General features: G+C 67.2%; 26 protein-coding genes. 17 read left to right on the forward strand and 9 right to left on the reverse strand.

The features are described from left to right. Window positions 1-4 precede the first annotated feature (4 nt). The gene (gene radA / locus WH5701_RS10370) at window positions 5-1432 is read right to left on the reverse strand and encodes a DNA repair protein RadA (protein WP_006172252.1); all 1428 of its coding nucleotides are present in this window, start codon (window positions 1430-1432) and stop codon (window positions 5-7) included. 92 nt (window positions 1433-1524) lie between these two features. Between radA and rpaB the strand changes: the two genes are divergently transcribed. The 5 genes from rpaB to WH5701_RS10395 are packed head-to-tail and all read left to right on the forward strand — an operon-like array spanning window position 1525 to window position 6377. Continuing rightward, window positions 1525-2271 carry a response regulator transcription factor RpaB gene (gene rpaB / locus WH5701_RS10375; protein ID WP_006172253.1) on the forward strand — a complete coding sequence of 249 codons (747 nt, stop codon included), beginning with the start codon at window positions 1525-1527 and terminating at the stop codon, window positions 2269-2271. Next, window positions 2252-3589 (forward strand): phosphate acyltransferase PlsX, encoded by a 1338-nt coding sequence (gene plsX / locus WH5701_RS10380; protein WP_006172254.1) that lies wholly within the window; start codon window positions 2252-2254, stop codon window positions 3587-3589. The genes rpaB and plsX overlap by 20 nt, the downstream gene beginning before the upstream one ends. Before the next feature lie 52 nt (window positions 3590-3641). Then, on the forward strand, window positions 3642-4658 hold the full coding sequence (locus WH5701_RS10385; protein WP_006172258.1) for a beta-ketoacyl-ACP synthase III: 1017 nt from the start codon (window positions 3642-3644) through the stop codon (window positions 4656-4658). 43 nt (window positions 4659-4701) lie between these two features. After that, on the forward strand, window positions 4702-5601 hold the full coding sequence (gene fabD / locus WH5701_RS10390; protein WP_006172259.1) for an ACP S-malonyltransferase: 900 nt from the start codon (window positions 4702-4704) through the stop codon (window positions 5599-5601). Window positions 5602-5657: 56 nt separating this feature from the next. Next, window positions 5658-6377 (forward strand): 1-acyl-sn-glycerol-3-phosphate acyltransferase, encoded by a 720-nt coding sequence (locus WH5701_RS10395; RefSeq protein ID WP_037981220.1) that lies wholly within the window; start codon window positions 5658-5660, stop codon window positions 6375-6377. On the opposite strand, the gene WH5701_RS10400 is transcribed toward WH5701_RS10395, so the two are convergent. The 3 genes from WH5701_RS10400 to WH5701_RS10410 are packed head-to-tail and all read right to left on the reverse strand — an operon-like array spanning window position 6292 to window position 7783. Further along, window positions 6292-6876 carry a YdcF family protein gene (locus WH5701_RS10400; RefSeq protein WP_006172261.1) on the reverse strand — a complete coding sequence of 195 codons (585 nt, stop codon included), beginning with the start codon at window positions 6874-6876 and terminating at the stop codon, window positions 6292-6294. The two genes, WH5701_RS10395 and WH5701_RS10400, sit on opposite strands and share 86 nt — an antisense overlap. Next, window positions 6876-7535 (reverse strand): tRNA (adenosine(37)-N6)-threonylcarbamoyltransferase complex dimerization subunit type 1 TsaB, encoded by a 660-nt coding sequence (gene tsaB / locus WH5701_RS10405; RefSeq protein ID WP_006172262.1) that lies wholly within the window; start codon window positions 7533-7535, stop codon window positions 6876-6878. Before tsaB ends, WH5701_RS10400 begins: the two co-directional genes overlap by 1 nt. Then, window positions 7532-7783: a Ycf34 family protein gene (locus WH5701_RS10410; RefSeq protein ID WP_006172263.1), complete on the reverse strand. Its 252-nt coding sequence runs from the start codon at window positions 7781-7783 to the stop codon at window positions 7532-7534. Before WH5701_RS10410 ends, tsaB begins: the two co-directional genes overlap by 4 nt. Here WH5701_RS10410 and WH5701_RS10415 point away from each other — a divergent pair. From WH5701_RS10415 to WH5701_RS10425, 3 genes are all read left to right on the forward strand, one after another. Continuing rightward, a complete protein-coding gene (locus WH5701_RS10415; protein ID WP_006172264.1) occupies window positions 7782-9047 on the forward strand; it encodes a CCA tRNA nucleotidyltransferase in 1266 nt (421 codons plus the stop codon). The genes WH5701_RS10410 and WH5701_RS10415 overlap by 2 nt on opposite strands. 171 nt (window positions 9048-9218) lie before the next feature. Further along, window positions 9219-9650: an RNA-binding protein gene (locus tag WH5701_RS10420; RefSeq protein ID WP_006172265.1), complete on the forward strand. Its 432-nt coding sequence runs from the start codon at window positions 9219-9221 to the stop codon at window positions 9648-9650. 49 nt (window positions 9651-9699) lie between these two features. Next, window positions 9700-10731, forward strand: a complete 1032-nt coding sequence (locus WH5701_RS10425) for an alpha/beta fold hydrolase (protein WP_071934289.1) — start codon at window positions 9700-9702, stop codon at window positions 10729-10731. Here WH5701_RS10425 and WH5701_RS10430 read toward each other — a convergent pair. Further along, a complete protein-coding gene (locus WH5701_RS10430; protein ID WP_261349845.1) occupies window positions 10682-11611 on the reverse strand; it encodes a phytoene synthase in 930 nt (309 codons plus the stop codon). The genes WH5701_RS10425 and WH5701_RS10430 overlap by 50 nt on opposite strands. Before the next feature lie 5 nt (window positions 11612-11616). Further along, window positions 11617-13011 carry a 15-cis-phytoene desaturase gene (gene pds, locus WH5701_RS10435; protein WP_006172268.1) on the reverse strand — a complete coding sequence of 465 codons (1395 nt, stop codon included), beginning with the start codon at window positions 13009-13011 and terminating at the stop codon, window positions 11617-11619. 135 nt (window positions 13012-13146) lie between these two features. Between pds and WH5701_RS10440 the strand changes: the two genes are divergently transcribed. Together WH5701_RS10440 and WH5701_RS10445 are read left to right on the forward strand one after the other, a co-directional pair. Continuing rightward, window positions 13147-13497: an NAD(P)H-quinone oxidoreductase subunit M gene (locus WH5701_RS10440; protein WP_006172269.1), complete on the forward strand. Its 351-nt coding sequence runs from the start codon at window positions 13147-13149 to the stop codon at window positions 13495-13497. Then, window positions 13494-14195, forward strand: coding sequence for a DUF3172 domain-containing protein (locus WH5701_RS10445; RefSeq protein ID WP_006172270.1), 702 nt, complete (start codon window positions 13494-13496; stop codon window positions 14193-14195). Before WH5701_RS10440 ends, WH5701_RS10445 begins: the two co-directional genes overlap by 4 nt. A 13-nt stretch (window positions 14196-14208) precedes the next feature. Here WH5701_RS10445 and WH5701_RS10450 read toward each other — a convergent pair whose 3' ends face one another. Further along, window positions 14209-15213 (reverse strand): LysR family transcriptional regulator, encoded by a 1005-nt coding sequence (locus WH5701_RS10450; RefSeq protein WP_006172271.1) that lies wholly within the window; start codon window positions 15211-15213, stop codon window positions 14209-14211. Window positions 15214-15439: 226 nt separating this feature from the next. Between WH5701_RS10450 and WH5701_RS10455 the strand changes: the two genes are divergently transcribed. From WH5701_RS10455 to WH5701_RS10480, 6 genes are all read left to right on the forward strand, one after another. Further along, window positions 15440-16141, forward strand: a complete 702-nt coding sequence (locus WH5701_RS10455) for an NnrU family protein (RefSeq protein ID WP_050751573.1) — start codon at window positions 15440-15442, stop codon at window positions 16139-16141. A 105-nt stretch (window positions 16142-16246) separates the two neighbouring features. After that, complete coding sequence (locus WH5701_RS10460) at window positions 16247-18274, forward strand: NAD(P)H-quinone oxidoreductase subunit 5 (RefSeq protein WP_006172273.1); 2028 nt, start codon at window positions 16247-16249, stop codon at window positions 18272-18274. Window positions 18275-18351: 77 nt separating this feature from the next. Next, window positions 18352-20046, forward strand: a complete 1695-nt coding sequence (locus WH5701_RS10465) for an NAD(P)H-quinone oxidoreductase subunit 4 (protein WP_006172274.1) — start codon at window positions 18352-18354, stop codon at window positions 20044-20046. Window positions 20047-20199: 153 nt separating this feature from the next. Then, on the forward strand, window positions 20200-20574 hold the full coding sequence (locus WH5701_RS10470) for a LapA family protein (protein ID WP_006172275.1): 375 nt from the start codon (window positions 20200-20202) through the stop codon (window positions 20572-20574). Window positions 20575-20642: 68 nt separating this feature from the next. Next, window positions 20643-21521, forward strand: coding sequence for a segregation/condensation protein A (locus tag WH5701_RS10475; RefSeq protein ID WP_006172276.1), 879 nt, complete (start codon window positions 20643-20645; stop codon window positions 21519-21521). Between the two features lie 49 nt (window positions 21522-21570). Beyond that, window positions 21571-22755: an NDP-sugar synthase gene (locus WH5701_RS10480; RefSeq protein ID WP_006172277.1), complete on the forward strand. Its 1185-nt coding sequence runs from the start codon at window positions 21571-21573 to the stop codon at window positions 22753-22755. Here the strand turns inward: WH5701_RS10480 and WH5701_RS10485 are convergent. Further along, the gene (locus WH5701_RS10485) at window positions 22736-23656 is read right to left on the reverse strand and encodes a methylenetetrahydrofolate reductase (protein ID WP_006172278.1); all 921 of its coding nucleotides are present in this window, start codon (window positions 23654-23656) and stop codon (window positions 22736-22738) included. The two genes, WH5701_RS10480 and WH5701_RS10485, sit on opposite strands and share 20 nt — an antisense overlap. A gap of 78 nt (window positions 23657-23734) precedes the next feature. Here WH5701_RS10485 and WH5701_RS10490 point away from each other — a divergent pair, with 78 nt between their 5' ends. After that, window positions 23735-24004 (forward strand): LuxR C-terminal-related transcriptional regulator, encoded by a 270-nt coding sequence (locus tag WH5701_RS10490; protein ID WP_006172279.1) that lies wholly within the window; start codon window positions 23735-23737, stop codon window positions 24002-24004. A gap of 14 nt (window positions 24005-24018) precedes the next feature. Here the strand turns inward: WH5701_RS10490 and WH5701_RS10495 are convergent, their stop codons facing one another. Further along, window positions 24019-24204, reverse strand: a complete 186-nt coding sequence (locus WH5701_RS10495) for a hypothetical protein (RefSeq protein ID WP_006172280.1) — start codon at window positions 24202-24204, stop codon at window positions 24019-24021. Window positions 24205-24240: the final 36 nt, after the last annotated feature.

Below are 24240 nucleotides of genomic sequence, written 5' to 3' on the forward strand. Positions count from 1 at the left end.
GGCCTCAGTCGGCGGCGGGATCCACCCCCAGGGCCGCCACCAGGGCCTCGGCCACCCCTCCCGCCTCCAGCAGCTCCAACCCCAGGGCGGCCGCCACCGGAGCGAGGCCACTGCCGCGGGGCACCACGGCCCGGGTGAACCCCAGGCGGGCCGATTCCTGCAGACGTAACTCCAGCTGCCCCACCGAGCGGATCTGTCCCCCCAGCCCCAGCTCCCCCACCAGCACCGTGCCGGCCGGCAGGGTGAGGTCGCGGTAGCTGGCCACCACCGCGGCGGCCACCCCCAGGTCGGCGGCGGGCTCCTCCACATCGAGGCCCCCAGCCACGGCCAGATAGCAATCAAAGCGGGAGAGGGGCAGGCCCAGGTGCTTCTCCAGCACCGCCAGGATCTGGTGCAAACGGTTGATGCCGATCCCCGTGGCGGTTCGTCGGGGGCTGGCGTAGCTGGTGGTGCTCACCAGAGCCTGAAGGTCCACCAGCAGCGGCCGGGTGCCCTCACAGGCCACGATCGTGGCGGTGCCGGCGCAGGGCCCTTCTCCCCCAAGGAACAGCTCGCTGGGGTTCGTCACCTCCGCCAGGCCCCGGTCGCGCATCTCGAACACCCCCAGTTCGTGGGTGGCACCGAAGCGATTCTTGACGGCCCTCAGCAGGCGGTGGCTGGCGAAGCGGTCGCCCTCGAAGGTGAGCACAGCATCCACCAGATGCTCGAGCACCTTGGGCCCCGCCAGCATCCCCTCCTTGGTCACGTGGCCCACCAGCAACAGGGCTGTGTCCTGGCGCTTGGCCAGCCGCTGCAGGGCTGCGGCGCAATCTCTGACCTGGGAGACCGAGCCCGGGGCGCTGCTCAGCTCGGCGTCGTGGAGGGCCTGGATGCTGTCGATGATCGCCACCGCCGGGCGCAGCGCCTCGAGCTCCTGGAGCACCAGCTCCAGATCGGTTTCGGCCAGCAACTGCAGTCCGGCCTGGTCGCTCGCCCCCTCCGCTCCCTCCTCCGGGCCCAGGCGCCGCCAGCGCAGCTTCACCTGCTGGGCCGATTCCTCGGCACTCACATAGAGCACCGAGCAGGCCTCCGCCAGGGCCCGCGCGCTCTGCAGCAGCAGCGTCGACTTGCCGATGCCGGGATCCCCGCCCACCAGCACCAGCGATCCGGGCACCAGGCCACCCCCGAGGACCCGATCCAGCTCAGGGAAGCCCGTGGCGAGCCGCTGCAGCGGGCGTTCGCCCACGGTCTGGATCGGCTCGGAACGCCGCGCCCGGGGAGCGGCGCCATCCACTGGGGGAGAGGGTGCGGCGCGCCGACGGCGGCCATCAGCAGCGGGGTTGCTCTGCTCCACCAGGCTGTTCCAGCTGCCGCACCCGGGGCAGCGGCCGAAGAACTGACGGGATTGGGCTCCACAGCTCTGGCAGGCGTAGAAAGGAGTGGAACGTCCCAAGGAGGTTTGTGACGAATGGTGGCTTTGGGTGAACTTTCGGGTGCTCGCGCCTTTTCAGTAGTCGGAGATTTTGTAACCGTGCCGGCCACACGATGACGGTTTCCAGTTCAGCCAAGGAGACCATCCTGGTCGTCGACGACGAAGCCAGCATCAGGCGGATCCTGGACACCCGCCTCTCGATGATCGGCTATCAGGTGGTCACGGCCTCCGACGGCGTCGAGGCCCTCGAGGCGTTTCGTCAGTCGAGTCCGGACCTGGTGGTGCTCGACGTGATGATGCCCAAGCTTGATGGCTACGGGGTCTGCCAGGAGCTGCGCAAGGAATCGGATGTGCCGATCGTGATGCTCACCGCCCTGGGCGATGTGGCCGACCGCATCACCGGCCTGGAGCTGGGGGCCGATGACTACGTCGTCAAGCCTTTCAGCCCCAAGGAACTGGAGGCCCGCATCCGCTGCGTCCTGCGCAGGGTGGAGAAGGACCCGGTGGTGGGGATCCCCAACTCCGGAGTCATCCAGGTGGGGGAGCTGCGCATTGACACCAACAAGCGTCAGGTGTACCGGGGGGAGGAGCGCATCCGCCTCACCGGCATGGAATTCAGCTTGCTGGAGCTGCTGGTGAGCCGCTCGGGTGAACCCTTCAGCCGCGGCGAAATCCTCAAGGAGGTCTGGGGCTACACACCCGAGCGCCATGTGGACACCCGGGTGGTGGATGTCCACATCTCCCGGTTGCGCTCCAAGTTGGAGGATGATCCAGCTAATCCCGAGCTGATCCTCACGGCACGCGGCACGGGATACCTGTTCCAGCGCATCGTGGAAGCCGTTGCCTCCGAAGGAACCTGATCTCGACTCTCGCTCCGCAAGGCGTGCCAAGCCCAGCCGGGCCATTCGTCGGCTGGTGATCTGGTACCGCCGCAATGCGGCGGTCACCTCCATTGTTGGCACGGCCACGTCCTCCGCCAGCACGGCAGCGTCGGCAGCGGCCTCCGCAGCAGGGTCGGTGGCCGGCAGCATGGCCTCCACGGCCGGCTCGGTCCTCAACCCGCTGGTGATCGATCCCCTGCGCTGGCTACAGCAGAGTGGCGGTGAGGAACTGGCGGCCATCAACCGCGGCGAGCGCCTCTGGGTGGCCGTCGACGGCATGGGCGGTGACCACGCCCCCGGACCGATCCTGGAGGGTTGCCTCAGGGCGGTGCAGATCCTGCCCGTACGCATCCGCTTCGTGGCCGAAACTGCTGCTGTGGAGGCGGTGGTCCCTCAGCTGGGCCTGGGCGAACTGCTGCGGGAGGCGATCCAGCGGGGCCTGATCGAGCTGGTGCCCAGTGGCCCGTCCGTGGGCATGGACGACGAGGCCACGGTGGTGCGGCGCAAGCGCGACGCCAGCATCAACCTGGCCATGGACCTGGTGAAGCGGGGTGAGGCCACCGCGATCTATTCCGCTGGCAACTCCGGGGCCGTGATGGCCTCGGCCATCTTCCGCCTGGGGCGCCTCAAGGGCATTGACCGGCCGGCCATCGGCGCCCTCTTCCCCACCAAGGATCCGTCCCAGCAGGTGCTGGTGCTCGATGTGGGCGCCAACATGGACTGCAAACCGGGCTACCTGCACCAGTTCGCCCTGCTGGGGAGCATCTACAGCCGCGATGTGCTCGGGGTGGCCCGGCCGAGCGTCGGTCTGCTCAACATCGGCGAGGAGGAGTGCAAGGGGAACGAGCTCACGCTCAAGGCCTTTCCCCTGCTGGCGGCTGAGCGAAGGATCAGTTTCAAGGGCAACTGTGAAGGCCGCGATGTGCTCTCAGGCGCCTTCGATGTGGTCGTCTGCGATGGCTACACCGGCAACGTGCTGCTCAAGTTCCTGGAATCGGTGGGCAGCGTGCTGCTTGATGTGTTGCGGGCGGAATTGCCCCGCGGCCGCCGCGGCAAGGTGGGTTCGGCTTTCCTGCGCAGCAACCTGATCAGGATCAAGAAGCGCCTCGACCATGCCGAGCACGGCGGTGCCCTGCTGCTGGGCGTGAATGGCGTCTGCGTGATCGGCCATGGCAGCAGCAAGGCCCTCTCGGTGGTCAGTGCCCTGCGCATCGCCCACCTGGCCGCCAGCCATGGGGTCATGGACGACCTGCACCGGCTCAGTGCCCAGGAAGACACCGTCACGGCCTGTGGTTGACTGAGCCCAACTGAGGACTGAGACGGTGTCGCTCGGCCGGATGGGCGCAGGCATGGCCCTGGTGGGTAGCGGCAGCGCCCTGCCGCTGGTCAGCGTCAGCAATGAGCAGCTCAGCCGTCGGGTCGACACCAACGACACCTGGATCCGCAGCCGCACCGGCATCGCCGCCCGCCGGATCGCCGGTCCCGGCGAAACCCTCACCAGCCTGGCCACCGCTGCCGCCCAGGCCGCCCTGGAGCAGGCCGGCTGGGACGCGGAGGATCTCGACCTGATCCTGCTGGCCACGTCCAGCCCGGATGATCTGTTCGGCACCGCCCCCCGGGTGCAGGGGGCCATTGGTGCCAGGCGGGCGGCGGCCTTCGATCTCACCGCCGCCTGCAGCGGCTTTCTCTTTGCCCTGATCACCGCCGGCCAGTACATCCGGGGGGGGACGGTGGGGCGGGCCCTGGTGATCGGAGCCGATCAGCTCAGCCGCTGGATCGACTGGGATGACCGCAGCACCTGCGTGCTCTTCGGTGACGGTGCCGCCGCGGTGGCGGTGGAGGCCTGCGAGGAGCCGCGCAACGGCCTGCTGGGCTTCAAGATGCACTCCGATGGTCGCCGGGCCGACTGCCTGTCCCTGCGCCAGCGCGACGATCACGTCCCCCTGCTGGAAGGTCACTTGAGCCAGAAAGGCGGCTTCGAGACCATCCACATGAATGGCCAGGAGGTCTACAAATTCGCCGTGCGGGAGGTACCGGCGGTGCTGCAGGAACTGCTGAACATCACAGGCACGACCGCTGAGCAGCTCGACTGGCTGCTGCTGCACCAGGCCAACCAGCGCATCCTCGATGCGGTCGCTGACCGCTTCGCCATCCCCCATGAGCGGGTGCTCAGCAACCTGGCCCGCTACGGCAACACCTCCGCCGCCACCATCCCGCTGATGCTGGATGAGGCGGTCAGGGATGGCCGGGTGCGCCCGGGTGATCTGATCGCCAGCAGCGGCTTCGGGGCCGGACTCAGCTGGGGTGCGGCCCTGCTGCGCTGGGGTGGCCCCGGCGGCGCTCAGACGCCCGCTGACCCCGGCTGAACCGCACCGCCGTAATCTCCAGCCGGTTCGAGCGCGTGTCGCCATGGGGATTGCCTGGGTGTTTCCCGGTCAGGGCTCACAGAAAGCCGGCATGGCCAGCGGTGTGCTCGAGCTCGCGGGAGCCCGCGAGCGCTTCGCCGCCGCCTCCGAGCTGCTGGGCCGCGACCTGCTGGCGATCTGTGCCGGCGAGGCGAGCGAGGGTCAGGGTCAGCTGAATGATCTGGGCGACACCCGCAACACCCAGCCTGCCCTGTTCGTGCTGGAAAGCCTGCTGGTGGATGGTCTCAAGGCCCAGGGCCGCCAGGCCGATCTGGTGGCCGGCCACAGCCTCGGGGAACTGGTGGCTCTCTACGCCGCGGATGTCTTCGACTTCAGCACCGGCCTGGAGCTGATGCGCCGCCGCAGCGAGCTGATGGCCGCAGCCGGAGGCGGGGCGATGACCGCGGTGATGGGCTTTGAGCGCAGCGAACTGGAGGCGCTGGTGGAGGCCAGCGAGGGCGTGGTGATCGCCAACGACAACAGCGCAGCCCAGGTGGTGATCTCAGGCCTGCCGGAAGCCGTGGCCGCCGTGGCCGACCAGCTCTCCTGCAAACGGGCCATCCCCCTGGCGGTCTCCGGGGCCTTTCACTCCCCATTCATGGCCGATGCGGCCGCTGCCTTCGCCGCCCTGCTGGAGGAGGTGCCCTTTGCCGATGCCAGCATCCCGGTGCTGAGCAACATCGATCCGACCCCCACCAGCCACGGGGCCGAGCTCAAGCAGCGGCTGCAGCGGCAGATGGTGAGCGGGGTGCGCTGGCGCGAAACCATGGATCAGCTGGCGGCCCACGGGATCGACACCGTGGTGGAGATCGGCCCTGGCAACGTGCTCAGTGGTCTGATCAAACGCAGCCTGAGCGGAGTCACCACTGCCCAGATCGGCAGCGCCGCCGACCTGGGCCTGTGAGCGACACCGGGGAGGGCCTCCCGGCCAGCGGGCCGATCACACCCCGCCGCCGCGGCCTGCGCCGCCGCAGAAGCAGGGCTGAGCCCCCAGCCCTGCTCACGCCCAGGCCGAGCCTCACCTACCGCCTGATCAGCTACCTGCTGGTGTTTCCGGTGTTCCGGCTGCTGTTCAGGGGCCGCACCAGCGGCAATGACCGGGTGCCCTTGGATGGGGCCCTGGTGGTGGTCGCGAACCATGGCTCCCATCTCGACCCGCCCCTGCTGGGGCACGCCCTGGGGCGTCCGGTGGCCTTCATGGCCAAGGCCGAACTGTTCCGGGTGCCCCTGCTGGGGCCCATCATCCGGGCCTGCGGGGCCTATCCCGTCTCCCGTGGCGCCAGCGACCGGGAGGCCATCCGCATCGCCACCGACCGCCTGCTCGAGGGCTGGGCCACCGGCGTGTTCATCGACGGCACCCGCCAGCCGGATGGGCGCGTGAATCAGCCGCAGCCAGGGGCCGCCCTGCTGGCGGCCCGGTCGGGGGCTTCCCTGCTGCCCGTGGCGATCATCAACAGCCACCGGGCCCTTGGCACGGGGCAGAGCACCCCAAGACTGGTGCCGATCCACATCCGTATCGGCCAGATCATCCCCCCACCCGCCTCCCGTCGCCGCGTCGACCTGCTGGCCACCACTGCCGCCTGTCAGGAGCAGATCAACGCGCTCCTTGATCAGGGTCTGCTGGCCCCAGCGCGGGCCCCAGCCGCCCTGCCGCCCACGAGCGAAGATCCCGACCGGTGAGCACCCAGGCGGCGGCCCTGAGGCCATCGCCCCAGACCTTGCGGCGCCCCTCCGGCAGGCAGCGGTCTCCGCAGGGCACCGCCACCGGGGTGAGGTGGATTCCCCTGCTGCCGGCCACGATCCGTCCCACCAGCAGGGCGCGGTCCATGTGATCGCTGCTGGTGACCAGCAGCACATGGTGGATGCCCAGACGCTTGAGATCATCCACCACCGTGGTGAAGTTGCCGAGGGTGTCGCGGGCGCGGTAGTCCAGACGAAACTGGCGGCGATCGAGCCCTTCCTGGCTGAACAGCCATTGGGCGTATTCGGGATTGCTGCCACCACTCACCAGCAGGGGCAGCCCGTCACGGTGAGCCAGCCGGCCGGCCAGCTTCTCCCGCTCGATATCGCCACCCAGCACCAGGATCAACTGGGGATGACCGAGGCTGGGCAGCAGCAGTCCGCGGCCCACCACGATCAGAGCGCCGGCCAGCAGCGCCATCACCAGCAGCCGTCGCATCAGGGCTGGGGCACCGGACTGGTGGGATACAGGGGCAGCACGTTGGCCCAGGGAGCCGCCGATCCCGCCACCGCCGCCAGCCCACTCAGGCGCAACAACTGCTCCACGTCGGCCGCCGGATCGACCCGCGCCTCCAGGCGAGCGCCTGGAGGCAGATCGTCCAGCTGTCCGTACAAGCGCGGGGCCTCCCGCTCGGCGATTCCCCCCAGTGCCCACTCGTCCACGGCGTAGCAACCCGCCACGATGCCGCGACGGGGAAGCTCCTGCAACAGCCAGAAGGGCTGATCGCCCACCTCGGCCCGCTGACGCAGGCGGTGGGCGATCAGCAGGAAACTGCTGAATCCATCCAGAGGCAGCGCCAGCTGCTGGGCCAGGGTGCGGGCGAAGACCACGGTCACTCGGGTGCCGGTGAACCCGCCCGGACCAGTGGCCACGGCCAGGCGCCCCAGCTCGCACCACTGATGGGCGGGCAGCAGCTGCTCGACGCAGGCCAGCAGGTCGTTGGAGAGCCGCCGACCCAGGGGATGGCTGTTGATGCGAGGGCTTTGCGCGGCCTGGGCCGAAGCTTGAAGGAAAGGCGCCAGGGGGGCGAGACCCAGCCCCAGAACCTCGCTGGTGCTGTGCAGCGCCAGCAGCCAGGACGGGGTGACAGCGCTCATGCCGGCACCACTTCACCCGGGCGCAGGCGGCTCCAGCGGCCCGGGTCGCGCTGGAAGCTGCCGCAGGCCCTCACGTCCCACTCCACCCCCACCTGATCCCCCTCCAGGCTGATCACCTGCACGTGGATGCGGGGAGACGTGGGGCAGAGATCCGGATCCGCACTGAGGGGCTCCACACCGTGCTGCTTCTCCACCGCGTGATAGGCCTGACAGCGCTCCACCCAGTGGCAGTCGACGCAGATGCACATGCCGCCGGGGCCCTCCAATTCCCCCATTCTGAAGTGGCCCTGCGCCCCTGAGGGGCGCAGGGCTGCCGCCACTGCCGTCCTGCGCCAGGCCCTGGGCATCGAGAGCTGGCCGTTGCCCCCGTACTCCTTCCCCAGCGGCACCGCCCTGGTGGGCGGCGCCGTGCGCGATGGGCTGCTGGGGCGCCTGGGACCTCAGCCCGACCTGGACCTGGTGGTACCCGGGGACGCCATCACCCTGTGCAACAGGCTGAGCCGCCACCACGGCGGCAGCGTCGTGGTTCTCGATGCCGAGCGCTCCATCGCCCGGCTGGTGCTGCGCGGCTGGAGCCTGGACCTGGCCCGCCAGGTGGGGGACGACCTGGAGAGCGATCTCTGGAGGCGAGATTTCAGGCTGAATGCCCTGGCCCTGCCGCTGCTGCCAGGGTCCGAGCTGCTCGATCCCACCGGTGGCCTGGAGGATCTGGTGAGGGGAGAGCTGGTGGCGGTGCGGGAAGTCAACCTGCTCGACGATCCCCTGCGCATGCTGCGCGGGGTGCGCCTGGCCGCGGAGCTGGGCTTCCGCCTGGAGCCGCGCACCCGTGGCTGGATCGAGCGCCACCACGGCCATATCAGCCAGGTGGCTCCGGAGCGGGTGCTGCAGGAACTGGAGAAGCTGGCGCAGGCCCCCGGCGGGGGGACGGGCCTGGAGGAGGCTCTCAGCTGCGGCCTGCTCGATCCCTGGCGCTCGATCGGCCCGGAGCCACTCTGGGGACAAGGTGTTTGGCTGGAGCTGGCGCTGACCCCCGGAGAAGCGGCCCGGGCCCTGCCCCTGGCCCGTCTGGCGCGGGTGCTCGATGCGCCGGCCCTAGAGCGATTGCGCAGCAGCCGTCAGCTGCAGCAGCGTTGCGGGCTGTTGCGCCGCTGGCTGCTGCGGCTGCTGGAGGGCGCCGAGGGTGCCGCCTCCGGCCTGCAGCGCCTGAGCGAAGCGGAGCGGCTGAGACTGCATCAGCAGCTGGAGGCGGATCTTCCGGCCCTGCTGCTGTTTTTTCCAGCCAACCTGGCGAAGGAATGGTTAACGCGCTGGCGTAATCCCCACGATCCGTTGTTTCATCCCCGTCCACCGATCGATGGCGGCAGTCTGCAGGAGCACCTGGGGCTGAGCCCGTCCCGGCGGCTGGGGGAGCTGCTCGCCCATCTCACGCTCGAAGCCGCCTATGGCCGGATTCAGGACCGGCAAGAGGCTCTGCGCCACGCCCGACTCTGGCTGGAGCGAACCCCGGCATGATTTACTGAATGATGAAAAGGCATCCATCCACAGCCTGACACCGCCCGTAAGCATCGGCTGATCGTCTGAGGTTTCGTCAAGGGATTTCCGAGCCACTGGCTCTCCAGACCAACCTGTTCATCGATCAACACTCCGCCATCGGTCAAACATTCCCCTCCCTCCCCTCGTTTCATGAGCGTTCGTCTTTACGTCGGCAACCTGCCGCAGAGCTTCGATGACAAGGAACTGACAGCCCTGTTCACCGCCGTGGGTGAAGGCGTGCGTTTCAAGACCGTTCAGGACCGCGAGACCGGTGCCTGCCGCGGCTTCGGCTTCGCCAACGTCGACGACGAGAAGCTCGCTGATGCGGTGATCGAGCAGCTCAACGGTCGCGACTTCGGTGGCAACAGCCTGCGCATCGAGCGCTCCGAGCGGCGCGACTCCCGCGGCGCTGCCCCCAGCACCGACCGCCGTGGCGGTGGCGCCACCGCCACCGTGGCCCGCAAGGCCGTCAACAAGGTGGTCCACAGCGACGACACCACCGAAGGAGCTCCCGATCCACGCTGGGCCGGCGAACTGGCCAAGCTCAAGTCTCTCCTGGCCAACCAGACTGCCGCCGTCTGAGGCAGACGTCTGAGCCGGGTCCCCCGTTCGCTCCCCTCAGGCCTGGTGCGTGACTGATCCAGCTGTTGATGGTCCTCGCCCGCTCCAGCACTGGTGCTGGCGGGGTCACTCGATCGGCTTCACCAGCCAGGCGCCGGAACCGGGCTCGAACAACACGTCATTGACGGAGTCGGGCCCAGCTGTTGTTGTGTTGATCCACGGCTTCGGGGCTTCCAGTGGCCACTGGCGCCACAACCTTCCCGAACTGGGTCAGCACTTTTCCACCTACGCCATCGACCTGCTGGGATTCGGCTCCAGCGACAAGCCCTGCTCCCGGCTGCGCGGGGAAACCGCCAGAGCAGGGGCCGTTGGCTATGGCTTCGATCTCTGGGCCGAGCAGGTGGCCGACTTCGCCACCTGGATCCTGGCCGCCGAGAGCACAAACCTGCCTGGCCAGGCACCCAGCCTGCAGTTGGTCGGCAACTCGATTGGTGGGGTAGTGGCCCTGCGAGCCAGTGAGCTGCTCATCGATCGCGGCCTGGCACCCCGCCAGGTGATTCTGATCGATTGCGCCCAGCGCACCCTTGATGAGAAACGGGTGGCGCTGCTGCCCTGGCCTCAGCGCGTCAGCCGCCCTCTGGTCAAGCAACTGGTGCGCCAGCGCTGGCTGATCGCCCCCCTCTTCCGAGCCCTGGCGCGGCCCACCTTCATCAGACGGGTGCTGGCCATGGCTTATCCCAGTGGCGCCAACGTCGACGATGCTCTGGTGGAGCTGCTCTTTCGCCCCAGCACCGATCCCGGAGCCCCGGAGAGCTTCCGCGGCTTCGTCAACCTCTTCGACGACCACCTCGCCCCTGAAATCCTCGCGCGCCTGGGCTCCGTGCCGGTGCGCATGATCTGGGGCGAGCAGGATCCCTGGGAAAATCCCGCTGAAGCCAGGCAATGGGCGAAGCAGTTCGCCTGCATTCGTGAGCTGCGGCTGCTGCCGGGACTGGGCCACTGCCCCCACGACGAGGCCCCGCAGCTGGTCAATCCGATCCTGATCGAGTGGCTCAGCGCGACTGGGCAATCACAAAAGAACAGGGAAGATCGAGCAGCTTGAGCGGGCGGGGCACATAGGCCCGGTGGCTGAAGACGTCGTAGTCGAGCTGCTCGATCACCGCAAGGATGCCCCGGTACAGCCGCAGGGAAGCCCACACCGGCCAGCGGGCATCGGCTGAGAGCCAGCGCACTCCCGCTTCGGAGCGGGCAAACCACTGACGGGCCCGGCGCAACTGAAAGTCCATCAGGGCTCGCCAGTTGTCGTTCAGGGTGCCGGCGAGCAGGTCGGCCTCGGAGTAACCGAAACGCTCGAGATCCTCCTGGGGCAGATAGATCCGCCCGCGGGCGCGGTCTTCACCCACATCCCGCAGGATGTTCGTGAGCTGGTTGGCGATGCCCAGGGCCACGGCCGCGCTGGAGGTGTCCGGCCTCTCGCTCCAGGGGGCTGAGGTGTAGGCGGGATCCAGGCCCATCACCTCCTGGGTCATCAGGCCCACCGTGCCTGCCACCCGGTAGCAGTAGAGCTCAAGGTCCTCGAAGCGGGCGTAGCGGTGGCGCTGCAGATCCATCCGCTGGCCCTCGATCATGTCGAGGTAAGGCTGCAGCGGCTGGGGATAGCGCTGCAGGGTGTCGACCATCACCAGGTCGAGGGCGTCATGCACCTCTCCAGCGAAGAGAGAGCGGGTGCGTTCTTCCCAGCGATCGAGCCGCTCGGCCAGGCACTCCACCGGCAGGGCCTGAGCCTGGGGACTGTCCATCAGCTCGTCGGTGCGACGGCACCAGACGTAGATCGCCCAGATCGCCCGCCGCTTCGCCGGCGGCATCAGCAGGGTGCCGAGGTAGAAGGTCTTGGCCCACTGGGCTGTTTCCTGGCGGCAAGACTGGTAGGCCTCCTCCAACGTCGGCAGGGAAGGGCAGGTCACCGTGGTGGAGGCAGCCAGCACCGTCACACCGCCAGGGGGGCCATGGCACGGCTGTGGCTGACGGCCTCAGCGCAGAGCTTGCCGCTCAACACAGCCCCCTCCATCGAAGCGAGGTAGCGCTGCATGGTGTAGTCACCGGCCATGAAGAAATTGGCGATCGGCGTGTCCTGCGTCGGTCGCAGCTGCTGGCAGCCTGGCACCGTCTTGTAAACGGAGAGCGGTGTCTTCACAACCCGTGCCTTGCGCAGCTGAGCCTGGTCCTCGCCGGTGAAGTGATCCGGGAACAACCGCCGAAGCTCGCTGAGGGTGGCCTCCACGATCGCCTCGTCGCTGCGGCCGATCCACTCCTCGGCCGGCGCGAAGACCAGCTCCAGCATCGAGCGCTCCGCATCGGCATACTCCCGGCAGGTGTTGCTCATGTCGGCGTAGACGCTGAGCAGATCGGAGCGGCTGAACAGCAGGTGATCGATCGCGGTGAGCTTGCGGTCGAACCAGAGGTGGATGTTGATCACCGGCACCCCCCGGAGGCCCTCCAGCTTCTCGAAGAAGGGCAGCTGCTTCCAGGGCTCGGGCAGCAGCAGCTTGAGCGGATCCACCGGCAGGGCACTGACGTAGGCGTCAGCCTGCAGCAGGCGGGGCTCCTGCCCTTTCACGCCGGCCAGACGGAACCCGGAAACGCTGCCGTCGTCGGCCAACTCGATCTGGCGCAGGGGGCTGTTGAGATGCACCTCACCGCCCCGCTCACGGATCCACTCCACGATCGGCTCACACAGTCGCTGGGGCGGGTTGCCATCGAGGAAAGCCATCTTCGAGCCGTTCTTCTCCTGAAGGAAGCGGTTCAGGGCCGTGAGGATCACCGTGCTTGAGATCTCATCAGGGTTGATGAAATTCAAGGCCTTGCTCATGGCGATGAAGACTTCATCATTTACCCGCTTGGGAATATTATGCAGTTCAAGCCATTCCGACCAGGAGTACTTGTCGCACTCTTCGACATAATTCTGGCCACGCAGCATCGCCGGTACCAGACCCAGGCCGAACTGGATTTTCTCCGGCCAGCTCAGCATGTCGTTGTTGCCGAGAATCGCCGCCACACCATTGAGGGGTGCGGGGAGGTCGGGGAAGTCGAAGCGGCTGTAGTTACCCGGTGAATCCTTCTGATTGAAGATCATCGCGTGGTCCTTCCACTGCAGACGGTCTTCGATGCCCAGCTCAGCGAAGAGCTGCAGCATGTTGGGGTAGGCCCCGAAGAAAATGTGCAGACCGGTTTCATACCAGTCGCCGTCCTCGTCCTGCCAGGCGGCCACCTTGCCACCGAGCACATCGCGCGCCTCCACGACCACGGGCGTGTGGCCCGCATCGCTGAGGTATTTGGCGCAGGAGAGACCGGCAAGGCCTGCTCCGGCGATGGCGACGCGCATGGGAAAACGAAAAGTCAACGGCAACCTTAAAAGGGCTGCCGCTGGCAGCGGCGTCCCGGGGAGCAGCCCAGAGGCCACAGAGGTTCCTAAAGTCGATGTCCGTGAGGCGTCCTGACTGCCCACGACCCCCCAGCCATGGTCGATGCCAGCCTGCTCAAGTCCACCACCCGCCACGTGCGTGTGTTCACCGCCCGGGTGGAGGACGGCCAGCTGATCGCTGATCCCAGCCAGCTGACCCTGGATCTCGATCCCGACAATGAGTTCCTCTGGGACGCGCCCGTTCTCGGCAAGGTCCAGCAGCGCTTCCGCGAGCTCGTGGCCGCCAGCGCCGGCCACGAGCTCAGCGAATACAACCTGCGCCGGATCGGCTCGGAGCTCGAGGGCTTCATCCGCCAGCTGCTCCAGGCCGGTGAGCTGCGCTACAACCCCGAAGCCCGGGTGCTCAATTACTCGATGGGCCTGCCCCGCACACCGGAGGCCTCTTGACCCGCTCCCGTTACGACCGTGGCTACGTCGGCCGGGGGAGCTACGGCCGCAGCAGCGACACCCGTGCCATGCCGGCCGCTGAGGGGCGCGATCCCTACGAGGCTTATGAACGCGCGCCCCGGGGACGGCGGACGGCTGAGCGCGGCGGTGGCGGCGGCAACGGTGGCCCGAGTGGGAACGGTGGAGCCGGTGGCGGCGGCGGCGGCAGTCCGATTCAGCTGAATGTCGGCACCATCGCCGTGCTTGCGGGTGTGCTGGTGCTCGGCATCGGCATCGGCACGGCTCTCTCGAGCAACACCCCCGGCAACCAGGGCAACATCGCCAGCAGCCAGCAGCTGGATCTGGCGGTGCCCGATCCCGAGTTCTGCAAGCAGTGGGGGGCCAGCGCCTTCGTGATGGATGTGGAGCTCTACACCACCATGAATCCGAGCAGCAGCTTCGTGACCCAGCCCACCCTGCAGCCGGGCTGCGTGATCCGTCGGGAGAACTGGAGCGTGCTGCAGAAGGAGGGCGCGGTGACCTCCGAGCAGATGCGCCAGTGCAAGCAGCGCATGAACACCTTTGCTTACATCGGCTCGATCCGCGACAAGCCCATCGTGCGCTGCGTCTACCAGACCGACATCAGCGGCAACAAGTTCCAGACCAAGGGCATTGCCGACGATGCCGCCGGCATCACCCCCGAAGGGAACCAGTTCTGATCGGGCTACCGCTTCAGGAGGCCGAGGCCGCCTGGGCCACGGCCTCCACCACAGGTGGAGCCGCCGGCCGTACCGATGGCTGGCGCAGGGGGCTGTCAGGGCTGGCGAACACAGGCAGAACTTCGCGGCGGAAGGCCTCGGAGGCCCTCGAGCAGTAGCGGGCCGGATGGGTGATCAGCTTGAGCTGACGGCGCACGAGCAGGTCGGTGACGATCGGGCGGTGCAGGCTGCCCGTGGCCAGCTCGCGCTCGATCGAGACCACCGGCAGGAAGGCGGCACCGAGGCCCGACTGCACGGCGTTCTTGATCGCCTCGAAGGAGTTGAGCTCCATCTCGATCTTGAGGCGCTGCACCTCCAGACCGGAGCGGGCCAACAGCTGATCCACCATCTTGCGGGTGGTCGACTGGGCATCGAGGCAGACGAAGCCGAGGCGGTAGAGGTCGTCCTTGTGCAGCTCGGGCAGGCGCGCCAGGGGGTGCTTCACCGGCAGCACCAGCGCCAGTTCGTCGTTGGCGTAGGGCACCACCTGGAGCAGATCCGCCAGTTCACTGGGCAGCTCGCCACCGATGATCGCCAGATCGATCTGACCGTTGGCCACGCTCCAGCTGGTGCGGCGAGTGCTGTGCACCTGGAGCTGCACCGACACGTCAGGGTATTTCTGGCGGAACAGCCCGATCATGCGGGGCATCAGATACGTGCCCGTGGTCTGGCTGGCCCCCACGATCAGGGAGCCACCGCGCAGGTTGTGGAGATCGTCGAGGGCGCGGCAGGCTTCCTGGCACTGACTGAGGATCCTGTCGCAGTAGCTGAGCAGGAGGTGGCCGGCCTCCGTGAGCTGCGCCTTGCGCCCGCCCCGGTCGAACAGGGAGACATCCAGCTGCTTCTCCAGGTTCTGAATCTGCAGACTCACCGCCGGCTGGGTGACGTAGAGACTGTCGGCAGCTTTCTTGAAGCTGCCCTCGCTGGCGATGGCGCGCAGGATGCGCAGCTGATCGAGGGTGAAGGGCAGATCAGCCATGGGATGGGCTCTTGGCCTGGCTCCGGCTGGAAGGAAGAACTCTAAAGGGGAAACTCGTGAACCCCGGGGCCTGCGATCCCAGGCCGGGATGGAATGACACCTCCGCCAGAATCGTCGCTTCCGCTGCGGCTTCTTGGCCACGTCTCCGCCCTGCTTCCCCTTGCTCACCGCGGATCTCGGTGCCGGCCTTGACGCCGTGCCACCCGAGCACCGATCCAGTCTGGTGATGCTCGCCCTGCTGCTGGGGTTTGCGCTGCTCCACAGCGGCGGTGCGGCCCTGAGGGTCCAGGCGGAGCAGCGCGTCGGGGCCCGACTGTGGCGCCTGCTGTTCGCGGCCGTGAGTATCCCGGCGGCCGTGGTGGTGGTGGGCTACTTCATCGCCCACCGCTACGAGGGCATACGGCTCTGGAACGTCCAGGGCACCCCCGGCCTGATCCCCCTGGTCTGGGTGGGGACGGCCATCAGCTTCTTCTTTCTCTATCCAGCCACCTACAACCTGCTGGAGATCCCGGCGCTGCTGAAGCCGCAGGTGCGCCTCTACGCCAGCGGGATCATCCGCATCAGCCGCCATCCCCAGGCGGTGGGGCAGGTGCTCTGGTGCGCCACCCACCTGCTCTGGATCGGCAGCAGCTTCATGCTGGTCACCTGCGCGGGCCTGATCGGCCACCACCTGTTCGCGGTCTGGCATGGCGACCGGCGGCTGCGGGCCCGCTTCGGAGAGGCATTCGAGGACCTGCGCGCCAGCACGTCGGTGATTCCCTTCCTCGCCGTGCTCGACGGCCGCCAGCAACTGGTCTGGGGGGAATTCCTGCGGCCGGCCCAGCTGGGGATCGTCATCGCCATCGGTCTGTTCTGGTGGAGCCACCGCTTCCTGGGCCTGGCGGCAGAGGCCTTTCTGGGGGGACCGCTGGGTCGGCTGCTGGGCTGAGCGTGCCCGTGCTGCCGGGCCGGGGCCCCTGATCGAGGTCCAACACACAGCTCGGACCCACCCGGGCAGGCTGCTTACACTCCGATAGCCCGCACCCTGAGCTGGATGACGTCGGCTGCCGAACTTGCCTGGTTGATCCCCGTTCTGCCCCTGGCTGGGGCCGCCATCACCGGCCTCGGCCTGATCAGCTTCAATCGAACCGTCAACCGTCTGCGCAAGCCGGTGGCTCTGCTGCTGCTCAGCTGTGTCGGGGCGGCCGCGGTGCTCAGCTTCGCCGTGCTGGCCGAGCAACTGGCGGGGGCTCCAGCCACCGAGGTGCTCTTCGACTGGGCCAGCGCGGGCAGTTTCAATCTGCAGATGGGCTTCCGGGTGGATGCTCTCGGGGCCGTGATGCTCTCACTGGTCACCACCATCGCCCTGCTGGTGATGGTCTATTCCGATGGGTACATGGCCCATGACAAGGGCTATGTGCGCTTTTTCACCTACCTGGCGCTCTTCAGCAGCTCGATGCTGGGCCTGGTGATCAGCCCGAACCTGCTCGAGATCTACGTGTTCTGGGAGCTGGTGGGCATGTGCTCCTACCTCCTGGTGGGCTTCTGGTACGACCGTGACGGCGCTGCCAACGCCGCCCAGAAAGCCTTCGTGGTGAACCGAGTGGGCGACTTCGGCCTTCTGCTGGGCATTCTCGGGCTGTTCTGGGCCACGGGTGCATTCGGCTTCGAGGAGATCGGCGCCCGCCTGGCGGACGCCGTGGCGGGCGGCAGCCTCTCCAACGGCGCGGCCGTGCTGCTCTGCCTGCTCGTGTTCATGGGACCGATGGCCAAGTCGGCCCAGTTCCCCCTGCACGTATGGCTGCCCGACGCCATGGAGGGTCCGACCCCCATCTCGGCCCTGATCCATGCCGCCACGATGGTGGCGGCCGGGGTTTTCCTGGTGGCCCGGCTGCAGCCGGTCTATGCCCCCTTCCCCCAGGTGCAGCTGGTGATCGCCGTGGTGGGCACGATCACCTGCTTCCTGGGGGCCTCGATCGCCCTCACCCAGATGGACCTCAAGAAGGGCCTGGCGTACAGCACCGTGAGCCAGCTGGGTTACATGATGCTGGCCATGGGCTGCGGCGCCCCGGTTGCCGGCATGTTTCATCTGGTCACCCACGCCTTCTTCAAGGCGATGCTGTTCCTGGGCTCCGGTTCAGTGATTCATGCCATGGAGGAAGTGGTGGGCCATGAGCCGGTGCTGGCCCAGGACATGCGCCTGATGGGCGGCCTGCGTCAGTTCATGCCCGTGACGGCGATCACCTTCCTGATCGGCTGTGTAGCCATCAGCGGCATTCCGCCCCTGGCGGGCTTCTGGAGCAAGGACGAGATTCTCGGCCAGGCCTTCAACACCTATCCGATTCTCTGGGTGGTGGGCTTTCTCACCGCCGGCATGACCGCCTTCTACATGTTCCGCCTCTACTTCCTCACCTTCGAGGGGGAGTTCCGCGGCAACGACGCGGCTGTTCAGGCCCAACTGCTCAAGGACGCCGGCAAGGTGGCGCCTGGGGCTGAGTCGGAGGGAGAGGGGGCCGGCCATGGCCACCACGACCACGCCAGCCACCCCCATGAATCCGGCTGGCAGATGGCCCTGCCCCTCGCTGTGCTGGCGGTGCCGTCGGCACTGATCGGCCTGCTCGGAACCCCCTGGCACAGCCGCTTCGCCGGCCTGCTCAATCCCCAGGAAGCGGCCGAGATGGCTGAGCACTTCTCCTGGGCTGAATTCCTGCCACTGGCAGGTGCCTCGGTGGCGATCTCGATCACCGGCATCACGATTGCCGTGCTGGCCTACTCGCTCCACAAGCTCGATCTGGCCACCCTGGTGGCCGCCCGCTTCCCGAGCCTCAACGCCTTCCTGGCCAACAAGTGGTATCTCGACGACCTCAACGACAAGCTGTTCGTGCAGGGCAGTCGCAAGCTGGCCCGTCAGGTGCTGGAAGTGGACGCCAAGGTGGTGGACGGGGTGGTGAACCTCACCGGCCTGCTGACCCTTGGCAGCGGCGAAGGCCTCAAGTATTTCGAAACCGGCCGGGCCCAGTTCTATGCCTTGATCGTGTTCGGTGGCGTGATCGCCCTGGTGGTGCTCTTCAGCAGCTTCTGAACCGGGGCACTGTGTGTGTCATCCCTTATCTGAAGGCGGCCTGAGCGGCAGGTATTTCTACACTCCGCCCAGACCTGATGCCTGCCCCCGTGCCGCTCGATCCTGCCGTTGCCACGGGCGCCCTTGGTGCCTTGAGCGACGCACCCGCCACCGTCTTTCCCTGGCTGAGCGTTTCGATCCTGATGCCGATCGCCGCGGCCCTGCTGATCCCCTTCATCCCGGATCCAGGCGACGGTAAGACGATCCGCTGGTACGCCCTTGGCGTCGCCCTGGTCACCTTCCTGGTCACCGCCGGCGCCTACCTCAACGGCTACGACCCCTCTGTGGCCGGGCTGCAGCTGATTGAGCGGGTGGAGTGGGTGCCCGATCTGGGCCTGGCCTGGTCGGTGGGAGCCGACGGGCTCTCGATGCCCCTGATCCTGCTCACCAGCTTCATCACCGCCCTGGCGGTGCTGGCGGCCTGGCCAGTCACCTTCAAGCCGCGCCTGTTCTATTTCCTGATCCTGGCCATGGACGGCGGCCAGATCGCTGTCTTCGCCGTGCAGGACATGCTCCTGTTCTTCCTCTCCTGGGAGCTGGAGCTGCTGCCGGTTTACCTGCTGCTGGCGATCTGGGGGGCGAAGAAACGGCAGTATGCCGCCACCAAGTTCATCCTCTACACGGCCGGAGGGTCGGTCTTCATTCTTCTGGCAGCCCTCGCGATGGGTTTCCATGGCGGCGGCGCTCCCAACTTCGAATACACCACCCTGGCAGCGAAGGAGTTCGGCACACGCTTCCAGGTGCTGGCCTACGCGGGCCTGCTGATCGCCTTCGGGGTGAAACTGCCGATCGTGCCCCTGCACACCTGGCTTCCCGACGCCCACGGGGAGGCCACGGCGCCGGTGCACATGCTCCTGGCCGGAATCCTGCTGAAGATGGGCGGCTATGCCCTGCTGCGCTTCAACGTTCAGCTGCTGCCCGATGCCCACGCCCAGTTCGCGCCCCTGCTGGTGGTGCTGGGGGTGGTGAACATCATCTACGCCGCGCTCACCTCCTTCGCCCAGCGCAACCTCAAACGCAAGATCGCCTACAGCTCGATCAGCCACATGGGCTTCGTGCTGATCGGCATCGGCAGCTTCAGTGCCCTCGGCACCAGCGGCGCCATGCTCCAGATGGTCAGCCACGGCCTGATCGGCGCCAGCCTCTTCTTCCTGGTGGGCGCCACCTACGACCGCACCCACACCCTGCAGCTCGATGAGATGGGCGGCGTGGGCCAGAAGATGCGCAAGATGTTCGCGCTCTGGACCGTCTGCTCCCTGGCTTCCCTTGCCCTGCCTGGCATGAGTGGCTTCGTGTCGGAGCTGATGGTGTTCGTGGGCTTCGTCACCAGCGAGGCCTACTCACTCAGCTTCCGCATCGTGATGGCGGCTCTGGCGGCGGTGGGGGTGATCCTCACACCGATCTATCTGCTCTCGATGCTGCGGGAGATCTTCTTCGGCAAGGAGAACACCGAGCTGGTCTCCCACACCAAGCTGGTGGATGCCGAACCGCGTGAGATCTACGTGATCTCCTGCCTGCTGGTGCCGATCATCGGCATCGGCCTCTATCCGCGCCTGATGACCGACAGCTACCGGGCCTCGATCGAGGCCTTGGTGCAACGCGAGGAGACCTCCCTGGCGCGGATGATTCCAGCCGGCCGCCAGGGCCTGATTCGTCAGAACCCTCCCCTGGCTCTGCTCAGCCGTGGTGTGGAGGCCCATCAGCCCCTGTTGGTAGCGCCGCTGCTGCCCTGAGCGAGGACTGGCAAGGGGTTACGAAACCCTGCGGATGCTGCTCACCCATCCCCGTGCCCAGGGGGGATGCCTACGCTCCCAGCCTGTTGGACCCTCCTGGACCATCAGCTCTCCAACCTTCAACCTTTCGCCTCACCCCAAGCGTCCCGAACCATGCGTCAGCTGAACTTCCTGCTGATCTTCAGCTTTGGCCTGGCCACGGTGATGTTCACCCTGGAGAACACCACCGCCACCACGGTGCACTTCCTTCCCGGGGTGAGCGCCACGCTCCCCCTTGCCGCGATGATGCTGGTCGTGGGAGGCATCGGTGCCACCGCCGCCTGGGTGTTCGCCGTCTGGACCGGCGTCGTCAAGAAGGTCGAGGAGCTGCAGGAGCAGGGCGAACGGGAGGCCCAGCAGGTGCGGATCCAGGAGCTCGAAGCCGACGTTCAGCGCTACCGGGCCACGGTGGATGCCCAACTGAGTCTGCTGCCGGCCGCTGGCCAGAGTTCGGCCCCGAGCCCTGAACCCCAGCTCGATGAGGCCTGAACCAGGGCCCCGCTGGCCGTAAGCCCCCAGGCGGGGTACGTTTCGGGCAGATGAGATGTGGAAGGTTCTTGGCTGAAGCAGGCGCCAGGCTGGCGATTCGCCTGCTGCAAGATGCCGCCGAACGTGGCGAGATTGACCCCTGGGACGTGGATGTGATTGCCGTGGTCGACGGCTTCCTCGACCAGCTGCGCCAGAGGATCGGTGCACCCCGGCTGGTGAGCAGACCCGGTGAGGGCGGCAGCTTCGAGAACGATCTGGCCGCCACCAGCGAGGCGTTCCTGGCCGCCTCCGTGCTGGTGAGCCTGAAGGCCGAGATCCTCGAGCAGCAGACCCTGCCGCCGGAGCCGGCACTGGAGCTGGACGCCTTCGGCTTCGACGACGAGGACACTGGATCCTTCGAGCTGCTCTCTTTTCAGCTGCCGCGCCGGCCGGAGCGTCACCTGTTGCGGAGGGCCGTGGCACCACCCCCGCTGCAGCGTCCCGTCACCCTGGGGGAACTGATCCGCCAGCTGGAGGACATCGCCGAGCGCCTGGAGCAGGGTGAGGCGAGCGGGCGAACCCGCCAGCGTGGGCGGCGCTACAGCGAGCGGGCGGCGATCGAGCAGGTGGCCGCTCTGGCCCACCGCGAGAAACTACCGGAAACGACCGCCGCCCTCAGCCACTTCCTGATGGAGTGGCAGGCCGCTCGCGACTGGGTGAACTTCGAGGTGCTGGTGGAAGCCTGGGCACAGGCCGCCCCGGCGGATCTGGACCAGGACCGTGTGGGGGTGTTCTGGGCCCTGCTCTTCCTCTGCTCCCAGGGCAGGGTCGACCTTCAGCAGGAGGGCGACCTCTTCGGCCCCCTGTTCCTCAAGGGTTGCTGGGAAGGCATGGGCGCTGGACCGTCAGTGCTTCCACACGGACTGGTGCCAGCTCCCTCTCCGGCTCGGGAAGCGCAGGCCGCCTGAGGGTCTTCACTAGGCTGCCTTGAATCAGATCAGAAGGGGAAAGGTGCCCATGAAGGCCATGATTCTCGCGGCCGGCAAGGGAACTCGGGTGCAGCCCATCACCCACACGATTCCCAAGCCGATGATCCCGATTCTGCAGAAACCCGTGATGGAGTTTCTGCTGGAGCTGCTCCGTCAGCATGGGTTCACCGAAGTCATGGTCAATGTTTCACACCTGGCCGCGGAAATCGAGAACTACTTCAGAGATGGCCAACGCTTCGGCGTGGAGATCGCCTACAGCTTCGAAGGGCGCATCGAAGACGGAGAACTGATCGGTGCCGCCCTCGGTTCCGCCGGCGGCCTCAAGAAGATCCAGACGTTTCAACCCTTCTTCGACGACACCTTCGTGGTGCTCTGCGGCGATGCGCTGATCGACCTCGACCTCACCGAGGCCGTGCGCCTCCACAAGGAGAAAGGGGCCATGGCTTCCCTGGTCACCAAGCGGGTGCCGAAGGATCAGGTGAGCAGCTACGGCGTGGTGGTCACCGACCAGGACAGCCGGGTTCTGAGCTTCCAGGAGAAGCCCTCGGTGGCCGAGGCCGCCAGCGACATGATCAACACCGGCATCTACATCTTCGAGCCGGAAGTTCTCGATCACATCCCAGCCGGCGTTCCCTTCGACATCGGCGCCGACCTCTTCCCCAGGCTGGTGGCCGCCGGGGCCCCCTTCTATGCCCTGCCGATGGACTTCGAATGGGTGGACATCGGCAAGGTGCCCGACTACTGGCAGGCGATCCGCAGCGTGCTGGAAGGCAAAGTGCGCCAGGTGTCGGTGCCTGGTCGGGAGGTGCGGCCAGGGATCTTCACGGGCCTGAACGTCGCCGCCGACTGGGACAAGATCAACGTGACCGGCCCCATTTACGTGGGGGGCATGAGCCGCATCGATCCCGGTGTGACGATCGTGGGGCCGGCGATGATCGGACCGAGCTGCCACATCTGTGAGGGCGCCACCATCGACAACTCGATCATCTTTGATTATTCCCGCATCGGTGCCGGCGTGCGCCTGGTGGAGAAGCTGGTGTTCGGCCGCTATTGCGTCGATCGCAACGGAGACCACTTCGACCTGCAGGAAGCCTCCCTCGACTGGCTGATCACCGACGTGCGCCGCCAGGACGTGGTGCAGCCCTCGCCCCAGCAGAAGGCGATGGCTGATCTGCTCGGCACGGATCTGGCCCTCAGTGCGGGCGAGAACTGACCTCCGTCAGCAGCGATCCCCCTGGCGGCGAGACGCCAGCCTCGGCCAGGATCCAGGGGATGCGCTCCTCCGCCTTCACCGCCATCAGATGAACGCCCTGGGCAATGGCGCGGTACGAGCGCACCTGCTCCGCGGCGATCGCCACACCCTCGGCCGCCGGATCCGCTGACGCCGCCAGCCGATCAATGATCGGCTGGGGAATCGAGGCACCAGGCACCACGCGATTGATGAAGGCCGCGTTCCGCGCCGATTTGAGCAGGAACACCCCCGCCAGCACCGGCAGGCCCAGGGGTTCACTGATCTCGCCGCAGAAGCGGCGCAGCGCTTCGGTATTCATCACCATCTGGGTCTGCAGGAAGCGCGCGCCGGCTGCCTGCTTGCGCGCCACCCGAGCCCGCAGGCCGCTCCAGCTGGGCGACTGGGGGTCGGCTGCGGCCCCTGGGAACAGGGCCGTGGGACCATCCGGCAGCACGCCCTCCACTGGATCGAGGCCAGCGTTGAGGCGGCCCAGCAACTGCAGCAGGCGCACTGCCTCCAGCTCATTGACAGCCCGGGCGCCCGGCTGATCCCCGGCACCCACGGGGTCTCCGGTGAGGCAGAGCACATTGCGGATGCCGAGGGCGTGGGCGCCGAGCAGATCGGCCTGGAGAGCAATCCGGTTGCGGTCGCGGCAGGCCAGCTGCAGCACGGGCTCGATCCCGGCATCGAGCAGCAGGCGGCAGAGGGCAAGGCTGCTCATGCGCATCACGGCCCTGCTGCCGTCGGTGACATTGACGGCATGGACCAGCCCGCGCAGCTTGGCGGCCACCGCAAGGGTGCGACTGGGATCTCCTCCCCGCGGCGGGGTCACCTCAGCCGTGATGGCGAACTGACCGGTCTCCAGGGCCTGGCGCAGAAGCAAGGGACAGGGGATCGCTCAGGGCCCATCATGCGTCAACGGCCGCTGCTTACAGTGGGTGTGTGGAGGCGTGGGGTCTGGATGTCCGATCGAGACAATCTCATCCAGCTGCGCTCCAGTCTTTCGGAACGCGAGCTGGAAATCATCGAGCGGGTAGCGACGGGCCTGACCAATCAGGAAATCGCCTTGGAGCTGATGATCAGCAAGCGAACGGTCGACAACCACGTCAGCAACATCTTCACCAAGACCGGCGCCAAGAACCGGGTGGCTCTGTTGAACTGGGCGATGGATAACGGCAAGATCTGCCGTGATGGTTTCAATTGCTGCAATTTACCCAGCCCTGAAGGCTGAATTCTGGGCTCGATTCAGGTGCTCTGGTACGCCCCGACCGAGACGGCCCTCGGCAGGTGAGGCACCTCGACGGTGGCGGTGAGGGGCTGAAGGCTGTAGCCGTCGGGTCCAAGCCCGAACAGATCGGCGTAGTCGAGGCAATCGTCGGTGTCGCGGCCGGCGAAGCGGAGCACGCCTTGGTGGTCGTAGAGGCCGATCACGGACGGACCTGAGGCAGGGGGAAGTGGGGGATTAAG

Source organism: Synechococcus sp. WH 5701 (assembly GCF_000153045.1).
Taxonomy (GTDB): domain Bacteria; phylum Cyanobacteriota; class Cyanobacteriia; order PCC-6307; family Cyanobiaceae; genus Regnicoccus_A; species Regnicoccus_A antarcticus.